The following is a 13840-nucleotide window of genomic DNA, read 5'->3' as shown; positions in this document are numbered from 1 at the left end:
AAAGCGCCCGCAACAAGCGGGCGTTTTTATTGCGTTGCCTTGATCAAGATGTCAGGGCGGTCCGCATCGAAACCAGCCCAAAGAAACAAAGTGCCACCACACAGGCCCCGGCCCCGATCACAAAGGTCATAGAGGCCCCCGACTGTTCCCAGACGATCCCGGCAATCAAATTGGCCAGTATCAGGGCAACACCACAAACCAGATTGAAAATGCCAAACGCGGTTCCACGCAAGTTATCCGGGCTGTGATCGGCAACCAGTGTTGCGATCAGACCTTGGGACATCCCCATATGAAGCCCCCATAACGCGATCCCGATCAGATACCCGCCCACGCCCAGCGCAAATGCAATGACCAGATCCGCCACCGCCAGGACACCAATGCTGCCGATCAGCAATCCCTGACGCCCGATGCGGTCTGACAAAACCCCGACCGGATAGGCACAAAGCCCGTACACCACATGCATCAACACCAGAACCAGCGGCACATAGCTTGCGACAATACCGATGTCACCCGCCTGCAAAAGCAAAAATGCCTCGCTAAACCGTGCCAGCATCAAAATTCCCGCCGCCACCATGACAAGCCAGAAGCCCCGTCCAAGATCGCCCGAACGCTTGAAAAGCCCGGCAAGTGATTGACGCTTTCCCGGTCCCTGTTTGCTTGCCGGTTCACGGATACCGGTCACCAGCATCACCACCGCAAAAACCGCCGGAATAACTGCAAGCCAGAATACCAGCCGGTAGTCCCCGCCCGACATCATCATGACCAGAACGGCAATCAACGGACCGACGAAACCGCCAACCGTATCAAGTGATTTGCGCAAACCAAAACTGGCACCGCGTTTATCGGCCGGTGCCGCATCCGCAATCAGGGCATCACGCGGCGCACTGCGGATGCCCTTGCCAACCCGGTCAACAAACCGGCCCGCCACAATCGCACCAAGCCCTTCGGCCAGCGGAAAGAACGGCTTTGCCACCGCACCAAGCCCATAGCCGATAACCACCAGCCATTTGCGCGATCCAACCAGATCGGAAAAAATACCGGAAAACAGTTTGGTCGCGGTTGCCGTGGCAATCGCAATCGCCTCGATCAGGCCGATGGTAACGGCTGTAAGCCCAAGCCCCGTGACCATGTAAAGCGGCAACAGGGTTTGCACCATCTCTGATGACACATCCATCAAAAGACTGACAAACCCAAGCACCCAGACGGTCGTGGGAATACTGCCCGGTCGGGCAAAAAGACTGAAATGGGAAAACACGGGCACGCCTTGCGAATGATTCTCAGAAAGCAAGACTTCGCGCTATTTCACCGAAATGACAAGACCTTAAATCAAGGGTCTATTGCCCCATCAGCTGCTGGGTTCCGCAATCGCGGTTTCCGCCGTATCGCCCGCCTTATCCGGTGACGTGGCAAGGTTCCCGTCATCCTGGGATGCGACATTATCCATCCCCAACCGCCCGATAGACGGCAAACGCAGGGCCGGACGATTGAAATCGATCCCGAAATTCAGACCCAGAAGATTAAGTTCGATCCCTTCTTCAAGGCCGACCGAAAATCCAAGAACCCCCAGAAGGTTGGCCTGAACGCCCTGCCCGCTGGACGACATACCCACCGGATTGGTGATCGGACGGTAATCCTTGCCAATCGCATTGGCCGGCATGTCAAGATCAAGGCCGGGCACCTCGCGCCCGATATGGGCCATAAAGGTATTGCTGTTGGGTCCGGGATAGCTGCGATATTCATTCGGGAACGGATAACTTTTTACCGCTGCTTCAACCTGATCAATCAGGGCCTCGGCACTCTCGCCGCGCTGATCGGCAAGGATTTTGGGTTTGGAGCCGAACCAAAGCCCGTCGGGGATCGCATAATTCTTGCGCACCACATTGCCACCGCCCCAACCAACAACGTCATAGCGGGTATAGCTGGTTTCACCGGCACGCTTGTAAATGATCCACGGATGAACGGCAAAATACCCGCGCCAGCCAAATGTATCGGCCGCCATCACCATGACAATCGCCTGATTGGCATGCGCCTGCGCATCCGGGGCCACCCCGGACGAGTGGCGCGGGGCGGTCCGCCATGTATAGCTTTCCTTCTTCTTCTGGCTTGGCGGGTCTTCCGCAAGACTGATGCCAAATGGCAGAACAAGAACCGCCAGAAGTCCAAGAAAGATGGTTTTGCCTTTACCCAAGTTTTCAATCCGTTCCGATTTTGCGTTGCAGTAACATTACGATCAAAGCGGAGAAGTAAGATCAAAAAAAGGCAACGCAACACAGGTCCCTGATCAACAAGCTGTGAGACCCTGATACATTTTCGCGACATTCACCAAACGGTTACCCCGCCAAGACCTTATGGCCAGGCGGCAAAGGTATCATCACGCACCCGTTCTGCCGCCCGCCGAAGACGGCGATATCCGCCGGGCGCTTCCCCCATATAGCGTTTGAAAAATCGACTGAAATAGGCCGGGTCCCGAAACCCAAGCCCATAGGCAATCTGTGCAACGCCGAGCGGACTTTGTTCCAGCCGCATACAGGCTTCGCGCAACACGCGTTCATGAATAACCGTAAGCGGCGGCTTGCCCGTGGCCCGCAAAACGGCCGACCCCAACCGCCTTTCACTGACGCCAAGTGCGGTCGCGTAATCGGCCACATTCCAGTGTTCGCGAAAATGAAGTTCAAGCACCTGCAAAAAACGCTGAAAGGTAATTGATCCCGGGCGATGCTTGTCGCGCTGCTCCATAACGCTTTCGGCAAGACGCAACACCATGGTCAGGATGATCTGCAAATGCGCACCGACCACAAGGCTGGCCCCAAGCGCGTTTTGCATAAGTTCGGCCCGGATCGCTTCAAAGCTGCGGCGCAAATGTGAAAGGTTCTCGCTATTTTCTGCCGGGATCACATTATGCACCGTATCGGCCGCAAGCCTAAGCGGAAGCCCCCCGCCGGCCGGACTGCCGCCAGCCATGCCGCCATCGCCGCAATGGCGCGCCACAAGATCATCGGCAACCGACAGCAAATACCCCTCGCCCCCGGCATTGACCGTAAAACGCTGTGTCTCGCCAAGCGGAAGCCACACCAGCGCCGGGGCCTTGCACTCAATCACCCCCTGGCGCAAGGCAATCTGTGCCCGCCCGGACAATAACAGCACGGCATAACAACGATCCCGCCGCCCCGGATCATTCATCACCCAGCTTTGCGATGACAAAGGATGATCAAACCGATCCATCATCGCCTGTGCCGTGACAGGTAACAGATCATCAAACGGGCTTTCGCCTAAACGGGCCGGGCTGGAAACCGGGATATACCGGGGTGACTGCGCAGACATGCCTTTTTATCGCCTATCCATTCCAAATGGTTATACGTATAAAAGTACAATTTTTCGTCTTAAAATGTCAATTTCGCTATCTTTACATTGGAACGGTTCCATCGCTTACTAGAGTGACGGTCAAAGGAACCGCAAAAACAACAATACATATCAAAAAATGCGTTCCCATTATTTTGCATATGCGAACTAATGGGCGGGAGGATACGCCGGAGATTTACTTTGCACTGTGAAGTAAATAACAGAATCTCTTTGCCTATACTCCTGAAATAACGCGCAAACGGGAAAACCGTCTCTGCACAGAGATCAGGAGGAATAGCATGCAAATTTCTGCAAAACTGCGCTTCGCGACCATCGCCGCGGCCACCACCGCCCTGATGAGCACCGCGACGCTGTTTGGTGCCAATGCCCAGGAAACATACCGCATTGGTTATGCCATCTCGAAAACCGGCCCGGGTGCACCGGGTGCCGCCACCAGCACCACCCCGAACTACGAAATGTGGGTCAAGGAAATCAACGATGCTGGCGGCCTGAAGGTCGGTGGCAAACAAATCCCGATCGAAGTCGTCGAATATGACGACCGCTCCAGCTCCGAAGAAGCCGTTCGCGCGGTTGAACGCCTGATCAACCAGGACAAGGTTGATTTCATCCTGTCACCTTGGGGTACTGGCCTGAACCTTGCCGTGGCACCGATCCTTGATCGCGCCGGATACGCTCATCTGGCGGGCACCGCCGTCACCGACAAGGCACCGCAACTGGCACAGCGCTGGAAAAATTCGTACTGGCTGCTGGGCACCGGCGAACAATATGCCGTTGAAATGGCCGAATTCCTCAAAGGTCTGAAAGACGCCGGCAAGATCAATGACAAGGTTGCCATGATCGCCGTTGCGGACGGATTTGGTATCGAACTGTCCAAGGCGGGGCGCGCTGCCCTTGAAGAACGTGATTTCGATCTGGTCTATGACAAGACCTATCCGCTCGGCTCACAGGATCTTGCAACCATCGTCAACGACATCAAATCCCTTGGTGCCGATACCTTTGTTGCTTTCTCCTACCCGCCGGGCACCCTTGGCCTGACCGAACAGTCCCGCGTTCTCGGCTTTAACCCGAAAATCTTCTATGCCGGTGTCGGTACTGCCTTCCCGCTGTATAAAGATCGTTTTGGTGCGGATGCTCAGGGCGTCGTCAGCCTCGGTGGCGCAAGCGAAACCGATCCGAAAATCGCAGATTACATTGCACGCCACGTTGCCTTTGCCGGTCGTGAACCGGATCGCTGGGCATCCATCGTCAACTGGGCATCGCTTCAGTCCCTGCATCAGGCGATTGAACGTGCCGGTTCCACCGACCGCGAAGCTGTGAATGCCGAACTGGCAAAAGGCGGCTTTGACACTATCCTTGGCACCTACAAGCCGGGCGACCAGAACTTCTGGCAGGTCGGACAGTGGCAGGACGGCAAGTTTGTCGGCGTTGCCCCGACCAGCATGGAAGGCGCGCATGAACTTGTCTTCCCGAAACCGGCCTGGAAGGCTGCGAACTAATCACGCCTAGTAAGGATCGCCGGGGTTTCTGCCTGTGCAAAACGGCGCGGGAACCCCGACACCTCACCCTCCGGGACCAAATCCCCCTCTGGGAAAAAGTGAATGTTAAGCTACGCAATCCTATCGGGCATTACTCTTGGCGGCATGTATGCCTTGGTCGCCATGGGGCTGACCCTGCAATACGGTGTCTCGCGCATCATGAACCTCGCCTATGGCGAACTGGTTATTGTCGCGTCCTTTATTGCCTTTGTTTTCATGACCACCTTGGGCATCAACCCGATTGTCGGTCTTTTGATTATCATCCCGCTCAGTTTCGCACTGAACTGGGCCATTTACCGCATTTTGCTGACCCCGCTGGTCGCACGCGCCAAAAACCGCGGCATGCTTGAAGTTGACAGCATCCTGGCCACCTTTGGCCTGCTGTTCATCGTTCAGGGTGTTCTGCTGGTCTGGTTTGGCGGCAATTATTACAGCTATGACTTCATGAATGACGCCGTCGACGTCTTTGGCGCAGCCATTGCCGCCAACCGTCTGGTTGCGCTCGGCTTTGCCGTTGTCATTGGTCTTGGCTTCTATCTGATCCTGACGCGCACCCGTATCGGCACCGCCCTTCGTGCGGTTGCGGTTGATCCGACCTCGGCCCGCCTTGTTGCCATTGATGTCAATTTCGCCTCCTGCTTTGCCTTTGCCCTTGGTGGTGCGGTTGCCGCCGTCGGTGGCGTTCTGGTCAGCATGTTCCTGACCTTTTCGACATCGATGGGGGTTGTCTTTACCATGAAGGCCCTGATCGTTGTGATCATGGGCGGGGTCGGTAACCTTCTGGGGGCGCTGATTGCAGGCCTGATCCTTGGTGTTGCTGAAAGCCTTGTTGCAACCTATGTCGATCCGGGCCTGACCATTGCTGTGACCTATGTGATTTTCCTTCTGGTCTTGCTGATCAAACCATCCGGCCTGTTCGGGAGGGCAGCATCATGAGCATCCTGAAACCCGATTTCATCAAACCGGTTGCCATCGGTGCCGTAATCTTTGCCGCCCTTGCCTTCCTGCCGTCACTTGTTGACAGCTATTACATGTCCCTTGCGATCAGTGTCGTCAGCTTTGCGGTACTTGCCACGGCCTGGTCGATGTTCTCTGGTCCGACGCGCTATATCTCGCTTGCCACTGTCGTGTTCTTTGGCATTGGTGCCTATACGGTGGCCGTGCTTGGCGAAGTTCTGGCCTTCCCGCTAGTTCTTTTATGTGCCGGTCTTGCTGGAACCGTGGTTGCCCTTCTGGTTGGTTTTTCGACCTTGCGACTGGCGGGCGTCTATTTCGTGATCTTTACCTTTGGCCTGACCGAACTGGTCCGTCAGGTCGTCAGTTGGTACGAAGTCAATGTCACCCGTGAAATGGGCCGCTATGTCTTCCTTGATATCACCCAGAACGACATTTACTGGCAGTTGCTGGCCCTGTTTGCTGTTCTGCTTCTGACCGGCTTTGTTCTGGGACGGTCGCGTCTTGGCTTTGCGCTTCGTATCATTGGCGAAGACGAAACCGTGGCCAAACATTGCGGCATCGACGTTACCCGCGTCAAAGTCGCCCTGTTTGTCCTGTCTGCCCTATTCATGACACTGACCGGCGCAATCATCGCGCCGCGCTGGACCTATATCGATCCGGTGATTGCCTTTAACCCGATGCTGTCATTCCAGGTTGTCATCATGGCACTTCTGGGCGGGCCGCGCCGCTTGCTGGGTCCGCTGCTGGGCGTCATTCCGCTGACCCTGCTGTTTGAAGTTCTGACCGCAAGCTTCCCAAACCATTTCAGCATTCTGCTTGGCTGTGTCTTCATGGTCATTGTCTATCTTCTGCCCGGTGGTGTGGTGGGTCTGTATGAAAAATACCGTGCGCCGAAAAAGCGCACCCTTTCAACCGACACCGAAACCACCCGCAAGTCAGAGGAGAAAACAGCATGAACACCGAAATTCTTCTGTCGATTTCCGGGCTGCACAAGGCATTCGGTGGTCTGATTGCCGTCAATCAGATGCAGTTTGATGTCCATGCCGGTGAAATTGTCGGTCTGCTGGGTCCGAACGGATCGGGCAAGACCACGGTGATGAACCTGATTTCCGGTGCCCTGTCACCCGATGAAGGCAAGGTTGTCATTGGCGGAAAAAACATCACAAGCCTTCCGGCCCATAAAATCAGCCATTCCGGCATTGCACGTACCTTCCAGCTTGTGCGCGTTCTGCCCGATCTTGATTGCGTGGAAAATATCGAAGCCGGTCTTGCCTATCGCACCAATCCGCTGTGGGGGGATGCGGCGCATAAGGCGGCCCTTGAACTGCTTGACCGGATCGGCCTTGCCAAACAGGCCCACATACCTGCCGGTGATCTGACCTATATTGATCAGAAACGTCTTGAACTTGGTCGGGCCCTTGCTCTTCAGCCCAAGCTTCTTTTGCTTGATGAATGGCTGGCCGGGTTGAACCCGTCCGAGCTTCAGGACGGCATTGCACTGGTCCGCAAGCTCAAGGACGAAGGCCTTACCATCATCATGGTCGAACATGTGATGGATGCCATCAGAAGCCTGTGCGACCGCTGTGTTGTCATGAATGCCGGCACCAAAATTGCCGACGGCACACCGGACGAAGTCCTTTCCGACCCGGAAGTTGTCCGTGCCTATCTGGGAGACAGCCATGCTTGATATCAAAAACCTGTCTGTTTCCTATGGCAAACATGCAGCCCTGCGCGACGTATCGCTAACCGTTGATCGCGGTGAAATCGTTGTGATGCTTGGGGCTAATGGCGCAGGCAAAAGCAGCCTTCTCAAAGCTTGCGCTGGCCTTGTCGCCGCACAGGACGGCACCCGCATCAATCTTTCCGGGGCCGAACTTACCGATCTTTCCGCCCATAAAATCGTCGAAGCCGGACTGGCACTTGTGCCCGAAGGCCGCGGCATTTTCGGCGAATTGACGGTGCGTGAAAATCTTGAACTTGGTGCCTTTGCCAAACGGGCGCGGGCATCTGAGAAACAAAACCTTGATCGGGTGATTGGTTTGTTCCCCAAACTGGCGGAACGACTGGGTCAGGCCGCCCGCACCATGAGCGGCGGCGAACAGCAAATGGTCGCCATTGGCCGTGCGCTGATGTCGAACCCCGATATTTTGCTTCTTGATGAACCCTCCCTTGGTCTGTCACCTATCATGACCGGGGATCTATTCAAGGCCCTTGCCGCCATTCGTACAACCGGGGTTGGTGTTCTTCTGGTCGAACAGAACGCGCACCAGTCCCTCGCCATATCAGATCGGGGATATCTGATTGAAAACGGGGCCATCACCGGGCAGGACACCGCCCGGGCCCTGCAATCCGACCCTGCTGTGCAAAAGGCCTTCCTTGGCCTTGGGGCTGCGTAAAAGCAGCCTTTCGCCACCTCACAGCAGAAATTGAAAAGTCAGGAGAAACGTCATGAATGATGTAAAATTGTTGATCGGCAACCAGGATGTAAGTGCTTCAAACAACCGCACGTTTGAACGCAAAAACCCGGTCACCGGCGAAACCGCAACCATTGCCGCGGCTGCCAATGCCGCCGATGCCCGCAAGGCTGCCGATGCCGCTGCTGCCGCCTTCCCGGAATGGTCGAAAATGGGTCCGGGCGCACGCCGCAAGATTTTGCTCAAAGCCGCCGACATCATGGAAGCAAAAGGTGCCGATTTCGGTCAGCTCGTCCTTGATGAAACCGGAAGCACCCGCATGTGGGGCGGCTTTAACGCCCATCTTGCTGCCAACATGCTCCGCGAAGCCGGCGCCATGACCACCCAGATCATGGGTGACATCATTCCGTCCGATCACCCGGGCCTGATGGCCATGGGCATTCGTCAGCCGGTCGGCGTTGTTCTGGGTATTGCGCCCTGGAACGCACCGGTCATTCTGGGCACACGCGCCATTGCGATGCCGCTTGCCTGCGGTAACACCGTGGTTCTCAAGGCGTCCGAACTTTGCCCGGCCCTGCACCGCCTGATCGGTGAATGCCTTGTCGAGGCTGGCGCACCCGAAGGTGTGGTCAACGTTGTGACCAACGCCCCGGAAGATGCCCCGGAAATCGTCGAAGCCCTGATTGCCCACCCGGCTGTGCGTCGCATCAACTTCACCGGCTCGACGCGTGTGGGTCGCATCATCGCCAAGCTGGGCGCCGAACATCTGAAGCCGGTTCTTCTCGAACTGGGCGGCAAGGCACCGTTCCTTGTTCTTGACGATGCCGACCTTGACGAAGCCGTCAATGGTGCCGCCTTTGGTGCCTATATGAACCAGGGCCAGATTTGCATGTCGACCGAACGTCTGATCGTTGACAATGCCGTTGCGGATGCATTCGTTGCCAAACTTGCCGCCAAGGCAAAGACCCTTACCGCGGGTGATCCGGCCAAGGCCGAACACATCCTTGGTGGTGTGGTCAGTGTCGAAGCCGTCAATCGCATCGAAGAACTGGTCGAAGATGCGGTTTCCAAGGGTGCCAAACTGGTTGCCGGTTCGGGCAAGGCCAAGGACGGCGTTCTGATGGACGCAACCCTTCTCGATCACGTCACCCCGGCAATGAAAATCTATTCCGAGGAAAGCTTTGGTCCGATCTGTGTCGTCATTCGTGCCGGCAACGAAGACGAAGCCGTTCGCATTGCCAATGACAGTGAATATGGCCTGTCCTCTGCGGTCTTCTCAACCAACATCCCGCGTGCAATGGACGTAGCCAAGCGCATCGAAAGCGGCATCTGCCACATCAACAGCCCGACCGTTCAGGACGAAGCACAAATGCCGTTTGGCGGTGTGAAATCTTCCGGTTATGGCCGTTTCGGTTCCCAGGCATCGATCGACGAATTCACCGAAATGCGCTGGATCACCATCCAGAGCGGCAAACGTCACTACCCGTTCTAAGCCGCAAACATTTCCAGCCGGGCGCGCAATCGCCCGGTTTCCCGTCTTGTTCAGTTACGCAGGGGGGAAGCCTGATTTGTACCAAGTTCCCTTTACAAATCAGGACCTGTGTGCAGGCCGCCGGACATCTGTTCGGCGGCCTGTTCTTTTTGATCAGCCGCGCAAAACGGCCTGAACCAGAACTTCAAGCGCACTGGAAAATTTCGACCGGTCTTTTTGGGTAAAGGCCGCATTTCGGCCCTGCTCGCCGGTGACTTCGCGCATATGGGCAGCAATCTCGCGCCCAGCCAAGGCATTACCGATATTGGCCTCGGTAAATTCCTGGCCATTGGCCTTAAGCACCCTTGCCCCGATCTCAAGCCCGCGTGACGCCAATGGAATGTCATTGGTGACGATCACATCGCGCGCCCGGGCATTCTCGGCGATCCAGTCATCGGCTGCATCGGGTTCGGGCGGGACGATCACGATCCGGATCAACGGATTACGCGACGGGCGAATACCGCCATTGGACACCAAAATCATCTCGATCCGGTGACGTTCGGCCACACGTTCGCATTCCGCCTTTACCGGACAGGCATCGGCATCGACAAACAAACGCGGGCGCGTATTTTGGATTTGTTCTGACATGGCGCGATCATCGCCGGGCCGCGATGAAAGTCAAGCCATCTTCACGCAGTCCCGGTTGTCTGTTCTGAATGCTTTGCTTCGCGCATCAACATCAAAACAACACAGCCAATCGCCGCAAGGCCACAGGCAAAAAGTGTTGTCGTGCGGAAATCAAATGCGCTGGCCACAAGCCCGGTCAAAAGATTGCCAACCAGTCCCCCGACAAAAAGCGAACTTATATAATAGCTGGTCGCGACACCGGGCTGTTCGGGAGCAAAGTTCTGAACGAACGTCATGCTGATCCCGGCAAAGATACCGTAATAAAGCCCGTCAAGCACCGACAGAACAAGAACATCGGTCAAACTGTCCGCACTGTGGATTGCCCCAAAAAAGATGATGGCAAGGATCGCTGCAATCACCATGCCCTTGCGTTCACCAACCCTGCGAATGATTGATGCGCAGTAATAAATCACCACCACTTCGACAAAGCATTTAACGGTCAGCTCAAGACCGGCCGCAGACGGCATCAGGCCAAGCTCGGTCGAGAAATAAAGCGGCATGGCCGACACAAAAACCACATTCCCGGACCCCAGCAGGAACACCGGAATACAGGCAATCAAAAGCCCGCGATTGAACGGGACTTTGGCATTGGGATCAAGCATGCCGGGATGGTGGGTCCGAAACGCCGCAGGCACAACCATAAGACAAACGCCAAACCAGATCACCGCCAATGCCGCAATCGCGTAATAGGTCACGGCAAAGCCGTATGCTCCGAAAACCGTCAGCGATACCGCAGGCCCAACCATCCAGCCAAGCGATGTCTGCATCCGCAGAAACCCGTTGAATTTGGCGATATTGCGCCCGGTCTGCTCGGCAAAAAGCCGCCCGAACGAATAGACAACCGACAAAACCCCGGACCCGACACCAAGCAATACCGACACAATCGCCAGATACACCCAGTAAACCTGAAACGTGCCCAGCAACAGCATCCCCGCCGCAAAGCAGGTAATACTCGGAATCACAAGGAAACGGATCGGCACACCGCGATCAATCGCACGCCCGTATGCCCGGTTGGTCAAAAGCGTGACGCAAACCTGCACAATCGCAACAAGGCTGGTTTTCCAGGGCGGTTCGCCCAGTCCTTCCACAACATAAAGTCCGGTCAGCGGCGCAACACAGCTTGTTGCAAACGCCCCGATCAGCACCAGTGCAAGAACCAGCAACGGATATCGGTCAAGCCGCGCCAGCATGGCATTCATCGCTGGCTTTTCATCGGGACTGTCCGGTCCTGTAACCCCGTCGCGCATTTCACTGATGTCCTTGTTATCGGGTGGCGATATCAAAGAACCGTTCTAGCGTTTCAACTAAAAAGAGTGAAATTTTTTCCGCATCCCGCGATCAGGATGTCACAAAACCATTACAGCCTGTCTGGCTGTGATCAGGCCAAGCCCCCGACAAAACTTGAAAGCTCCGGCGTTTTCGGATTGGAAAACACCTCTTCCGGATCGCCGGTTTCGTGAATGCGCCCCTGATGCATAAAGACCAGCTTGTCACAAACCTCGCGGGCAAACCGCATTTCATGGGTCACCATCACAAGGGTCATGCCTTCTTCGGCCAGTTGGCGAACAACCGCCAACACTTCGTTGACCAGTTCCGGATCAAGCGCCGATGTCACCTCGTCACACAAAAGCACCTTGGGCTTCATCGCAAGGGCACGGGCAATCGCCACGCGCTGTTGCTGGCCGCCTGAAAGCTGATCGGGGTAATGCATCATCTTGTCGGCAAGACCGACCTTGGCCAACATTTCCTCGGCGATTTCGCGGGCCTCGGCCTTTGACTGCTTTTTGACGACCTGCGGCGACAGCATCACATTTTCAAGGGCGGTGTAATGCGGAAACAGATTGAACTGCTGAAACACCATCCCGACCTGAAGCCGCAGGGCAAGCAGGTCGGTATCGCGTTCGCTGATTTTCTTGCCATCCACCATGATGACACCATCATCAATCGCCTCAAGACCGTTGATCGTGCGCAAAAGCGTACTTTTGCCCGAACCACTTTTCCCGATCAGGGCAATCACCTGCCCCTCGTCAATGGAAAGATCGATGCCCTTAAGGACTTCCAGCGCGCCAAAACTTTTATGAATGGCATGCAATTCAACGAGCGACATTGCGGAACTTTCCTTCCAGATGACGGGCAAACAGCGAAAGCGGATAACAAATCAGGAAATACATCACCGCGACACAGCCATAGACCGTGAACGGCGCATAGGTCGCATTGGTGATCATGGTCCCGGCCTTGGTCAATTCAACAAAACCGATAATCGATGCCACAGCCGTCCCTTTGACGACCTGGACCGAAAAACCGACCGTGGGCGGAATGGCAATACGAAGGGCCTGCGGCAAGACGATGTAGCGCATCTGCTGGGTGAAATTCATGCCAAGACTGGCCGATGCTTCCCACTGGCCCTTGCCCACCGATTCAACGCAACCGCGCCAGATCTCGGTCAGGAACGCACTGGTAAACAGTGTTAACCCGAATGTGGCAGCAACCCAGGGCGACACATCAAGCCCGATCAACGGCAGGCCAAAGAACACGATAAAAAGCTGCATCAAAAGCGGTGTGCCCTGAAACAGTTCGACATAGCCGCGCACAAACCGGACCACCCACGGATTGCCCGCCGTACGCACCATCAAAAGCAACAGGCCGACAATCCCGCCAAGAACGAACGCGGTCAGTGACAGCAACACTGTCCAGCGCCCTGCAAGCAGCAGGTTATAAACAATATCCCATAACGAAAATTCAGACATGACGCCGCCGTTCAAACAGGTAGTTGCCCAAAACTTTCAACCCCATCCGAAGCAGGATCGACATGACAAGATAAAGACCCGTCACCACGAAATAGACTTCAAAGGCACGGAAATTGATCGCCTGAATATAGTTCGCACCAAATGTCAGCTCCTCGGCCGCGATCTGCGAACAAACCGACGATCCCAGCATCACAATCACGATCTGGCTTGAAAGGGCCGGCCAGATTTTCTTGAGTGCCGGAAGCAAAACCACATAACGGAAAATCTGAACCCGGTTCATGGCAAGGCTTTGTGCTGCCTCGATCTGCCCTTGCGGAATGGCAAGGATACCTGCCCGGATGATTTCGGTGGAATAGGCCCCGAGATTGACGATCATCGCCAATACGGCGGCCTGAAATTCGGTCAGCTTCACCCCAAGGGCCGGAAGACCGAAAAAGATGAAAAACAACTGCACCAGAAACGGGGTATTGCGGATCAGTTCGACATAGACACCCACAATCTGGCTGATCACCGGGGCGCGCGACGCACGCGCCCACGCCCCCATGATCCCCAATCCGACGCCGACAACGGCACCGATCACTGTCAATTCTGCCGTCAGGATCATCCCGTCGACCAGAAGTTCCCAATGCGGCACTATCGCGCCAAAGTCGAATTTATATGCCATTGATC

The 13840-nt window shown here is 55.7% G+C and carries 14 protein-coding genes; 6 read left to right on the top strand and 8 right to left on the bottom strand.

The window, feature by feature from the left end; translation table 11 throughout:
• Positions 1-43 precede the first annotated feature (43 nt).
• From TH19_RS17380 to TH19_RS17370, 3 genes are all read right to left on the bottom strand, one after another.
• Positions 44-1255, bottom strand: coding sequence for an MFS transporter (locus tag TH19_RS17380; RefSeq protein WP_258548018.1), 1212 nt, complete (start codon positions 1253-1255; stop codon positions 44-46).
• Between the two features lie 90 nt (positions 1256-1345).
• A complete protein-coding gene (locus tag TH19_RS17375; protein WP_114103628.1) occupies positions 1346-2188 on the bottom strand; it encodes a DUF3750 domain-containing protein in 843 nt (280 codons plus the stop codon).
• Positions 2189-2346: 158 nt separating this feature from the next.
• Positions 2347-3321: a helix-turn-helix domain-containing protein gene (locus TH19_RS17370; RefSeq protein WP_114103627.1), complete on the bottom strand. Its 975-nt coding sequence runs from the start codon at positions 3319-3321 to the stop codon at positions 2347-2349.
• A 317-nt stretch (positions 3322-3638) separates the two neighbouring features.
• Between TH19_RS17370 and TH19_RS17365 the strand changes: the two genes are divergently transcribed.
• The 6 genes from TH19_RS17365 to TH19_RS17345 all read left to right on the top strand — a co-directional run bounded on the left by TH19_RS17365 (position 3639) and on the right by TH19_RS17345 (position 9758).
• Complete coding sequence (locus tag TH19_RS17365) at positions 3639-4856, top strand: amino acid ABC transporter substrate-binding protein (RefSeq protein ID WP_114103626.1); 1218 nt, start codon at positions 3639-3641, stop codon at positions 4854-4856.
• A 102-nt stretch (positions 4857-4958) separates the two neighbouring features.
• Positions 4959-5831: a branched-chain amino acid ABC transporter permease gene (locus tag TH19_RS17360; RefSeq protein ID WP_114103625.1), complete on the top strand. Its 873-nt coding sequence runs from the start codon at positions 4959-4961 to the stop codon at positions 5829-5831.
• Positions 5828-6808, top strand: coding sequence for a branched-chain amino acid ABC transporter permease (locus TH19_RS22800; RefSeq protein WP_181846464.1), 981 nt, complete (start codon positions 5828-5830; stop codon positions 6806-6808). The genes TH19_RS17360 and TH19_RS22800 overlap by 4 nt, the downstream gene beginning before the upstream one ends.
• Positions 6805-7539 (top strand): ABC transporter ATP-binding protein, encoded by a 735-nt coding sequence (locus TH19_RS22795; RefSeq protein WP_181846463.1) that lies wholly within the window; start codon positions 6805-6807, stop codon positions 7537-7539. Before TH19_RS22800 ends, TH19_RS22795 begins: the two co-directional genes overlap by 4 nt.
• Entirely contained in the window at positions 7532-8248 is a 717-nt protein-coding gene (locus TH19_RS17350) for an ABC transporter ATP-binding protein (protein ID WP_114103624.1), read from the top strand. Before TH19_RS22795 ends, TH19_RS17350 begins: the two co-directional genes overlap by 8 nt.
• A 52-nt stretch (positions 8249-8300) precedes the next feature.
• Positions 8301-9758, top strand: a complete 1458-nt coding sequence (locus tag TH19_RS17345) for an aldehyde dehydrogenase (protein ID WP_114103623.1) — start codon at positions 8301-8303, stop codon at positions 9756-9758.
• A gap of 153 nt (positions 9759-9911) precedes the next feature.
• On the opposite strand, the gene TH19_RS17340 is transcribed toward TH19_RS17345, so the two are convergent.
• From TH19_RS17340 to TH19_RS17320, 5 genes are all read right to left on the bottom strand, one after another.
• On the bottom strand, positions 9912-10385 hold the full coding sequence (locus TH19_RS17340) for a YaiI/YqxD family protein (protein WP_114103622.1): 474 nt from the start codon (positions 10383-10385) through the stop codon (positions 9912-9914).
• A 41-nt stretch (positions 10386-10426) separates the two neighbouring features.
• Positions 10427-11671: an MFS transporter gene (locus TH19_RS17335; protein ID WP_114103691.1), complete on the bottom strand. Its 1245-nt coding sequence runs from the start codon at positions 11669-11671 to the stop codon at positions 10427-10429.
• A 131-nt stretch (positions 11672-11802) separates the two neighbouring features.
• The gene (locus TH19_RS17330) at positions 11803-12531 is read right to left on the bottom strand and encodes an amino acid ABC transporter ATP-binding protein (protein WP_114103621.1); all 729 of its coding nucleotides are present in this window, start codon (positions 12529-12531) and stop codon (positions 11803-11805) included.
• Complete coding sequence (locus TH19_RS17325; RefSeq protein WP_114103620.1) at positions 12518-13171, bottom strand: amino acid ABC transporter permease; 654 nt, start codon at positions 13169-13171, stop codon at positions 12518-12520. Before TH19_RS17325 ends, TH19_RS17330 begins: the two co-directional genes overlap by 14 nt.
• Positions 13164-13835: an amino acid ABC transporter permease gene (locus TH19_RS17320; protein ID WP_114103619.1), complete on the bottom strand. Its 672-nt coding sequence runs from the start codon at positions 13833-13835 to the stop codon at positions 13164-13166. Before TH19_RS17320 ends, TH19_RS17325 begins: the two co-directional genes overlap by 8 nt.
• Positions 13836-13840 lie beyond the last annotated feature (5 nt).

It is taken from the genome of Thalassospira profundimaris, from assembly GCF_003326675.1.
In the GTDB taxonomy this organism is placed as follows: domain Bacteria; phylum Pseudomonadota; class Alphaproteobacteria; order Rhodospirillales; family Thalassospiraceae; genus Thalassospira; species Thalassospira aquimaris.
The sequence above is the reverse complement of the archived record's forward strand: the minus strand, read 5'-3'. Positions and strand labels throughout refer to the sequence as shown.

Excerpts from the sequence above, each read along its gene's own strand:
- TH19_RS17330 (WP_114103621.1), bottom strand. The coding sequence starts at position 12,531 with ATGTCGCTCGTTGAATTGCATGCCATTCATAAAAGTTTTGGCGCGCTG.
- TH19_RS17370 (WP_114103627.1), bottom strand. The coding sequence starts at position 3,321 with ATGTCTGCGCAGTCACCCCGGTATATCCCGGTTTCCAGCCCGGCCCGT.
- TH19_RS17340 (WP_114103622.1), bottom strand. The coding sequence starts at position 10,385 with ATGTCAGAACAAATCCAAAATACGCGCCCGCGTTTGTTTGTCGATGCC.
- TH19_RS17335 (WP_114103691.1), bottom strand. The coding sequence starts at position 11,671 with ATGCGCGACGGGGTTACAGGACCGGACAGTCCCGATGAAAAGCCAGCG.
- TH19_RS22795 (WP_181846463.1), top strand. The coding sequence starts at position 6,805 with ATGAACACCGAAATTCTTCTGTCGATTTCCGGGCTGCACAAGGCATTC.
- TH19_RS17325 (WP_114103620.1), bottom strand. The coding sequence starts at position 13,171 with ATGTCTGAATTTTCGTTATGGGATATTGTTTATAACCTGCTGCTTGCA.
- TH19_RS17350 (WP_114103624.1), top strand. The coding sequence starts at position 7,532 with ATGCTTGATATCAAAAACCTGTCTGTTTCCTATGGCAAACATGCAGCC.
- TH19_RS17345 (WP_114103623.1), top strand. The coding sequence starts at position 8,301 with ATGAATGATGTAAAATTGTTGATCGGCAACCAGGATGTAAGTGCTTCA.
- TH19_RS22800 (WP_181846464.1), top strand. The coding sequence starts at position 5,828 with ATGAGCATCCTGAAACCCGATTTCATCAAACCGGTTGCCATCGGTGCC.
- TH19_RS17365 (WP_114103626.1), top strand. The coding sequence starts at position 3,639 with ATGCAAATTTCTGCAAAACTGCGCTTCGCGACCATCGCCGCGGCCACC.
- TH19_RS17360 (WP_114103625.1), top strand. The coding sequence starts at position 4,959 with ATGTTAAGCTACGCAATCCTATCGGGCATTACTCTTGGCGGCATGTAT.
- TH19_RS17320 (WP_114103619.1), bottom strand. The coding sequence starts at position 13,835 with ATGGCATATAAATTCGACTTTGGCGCGATAGTGCCGCATTGGGAACTT.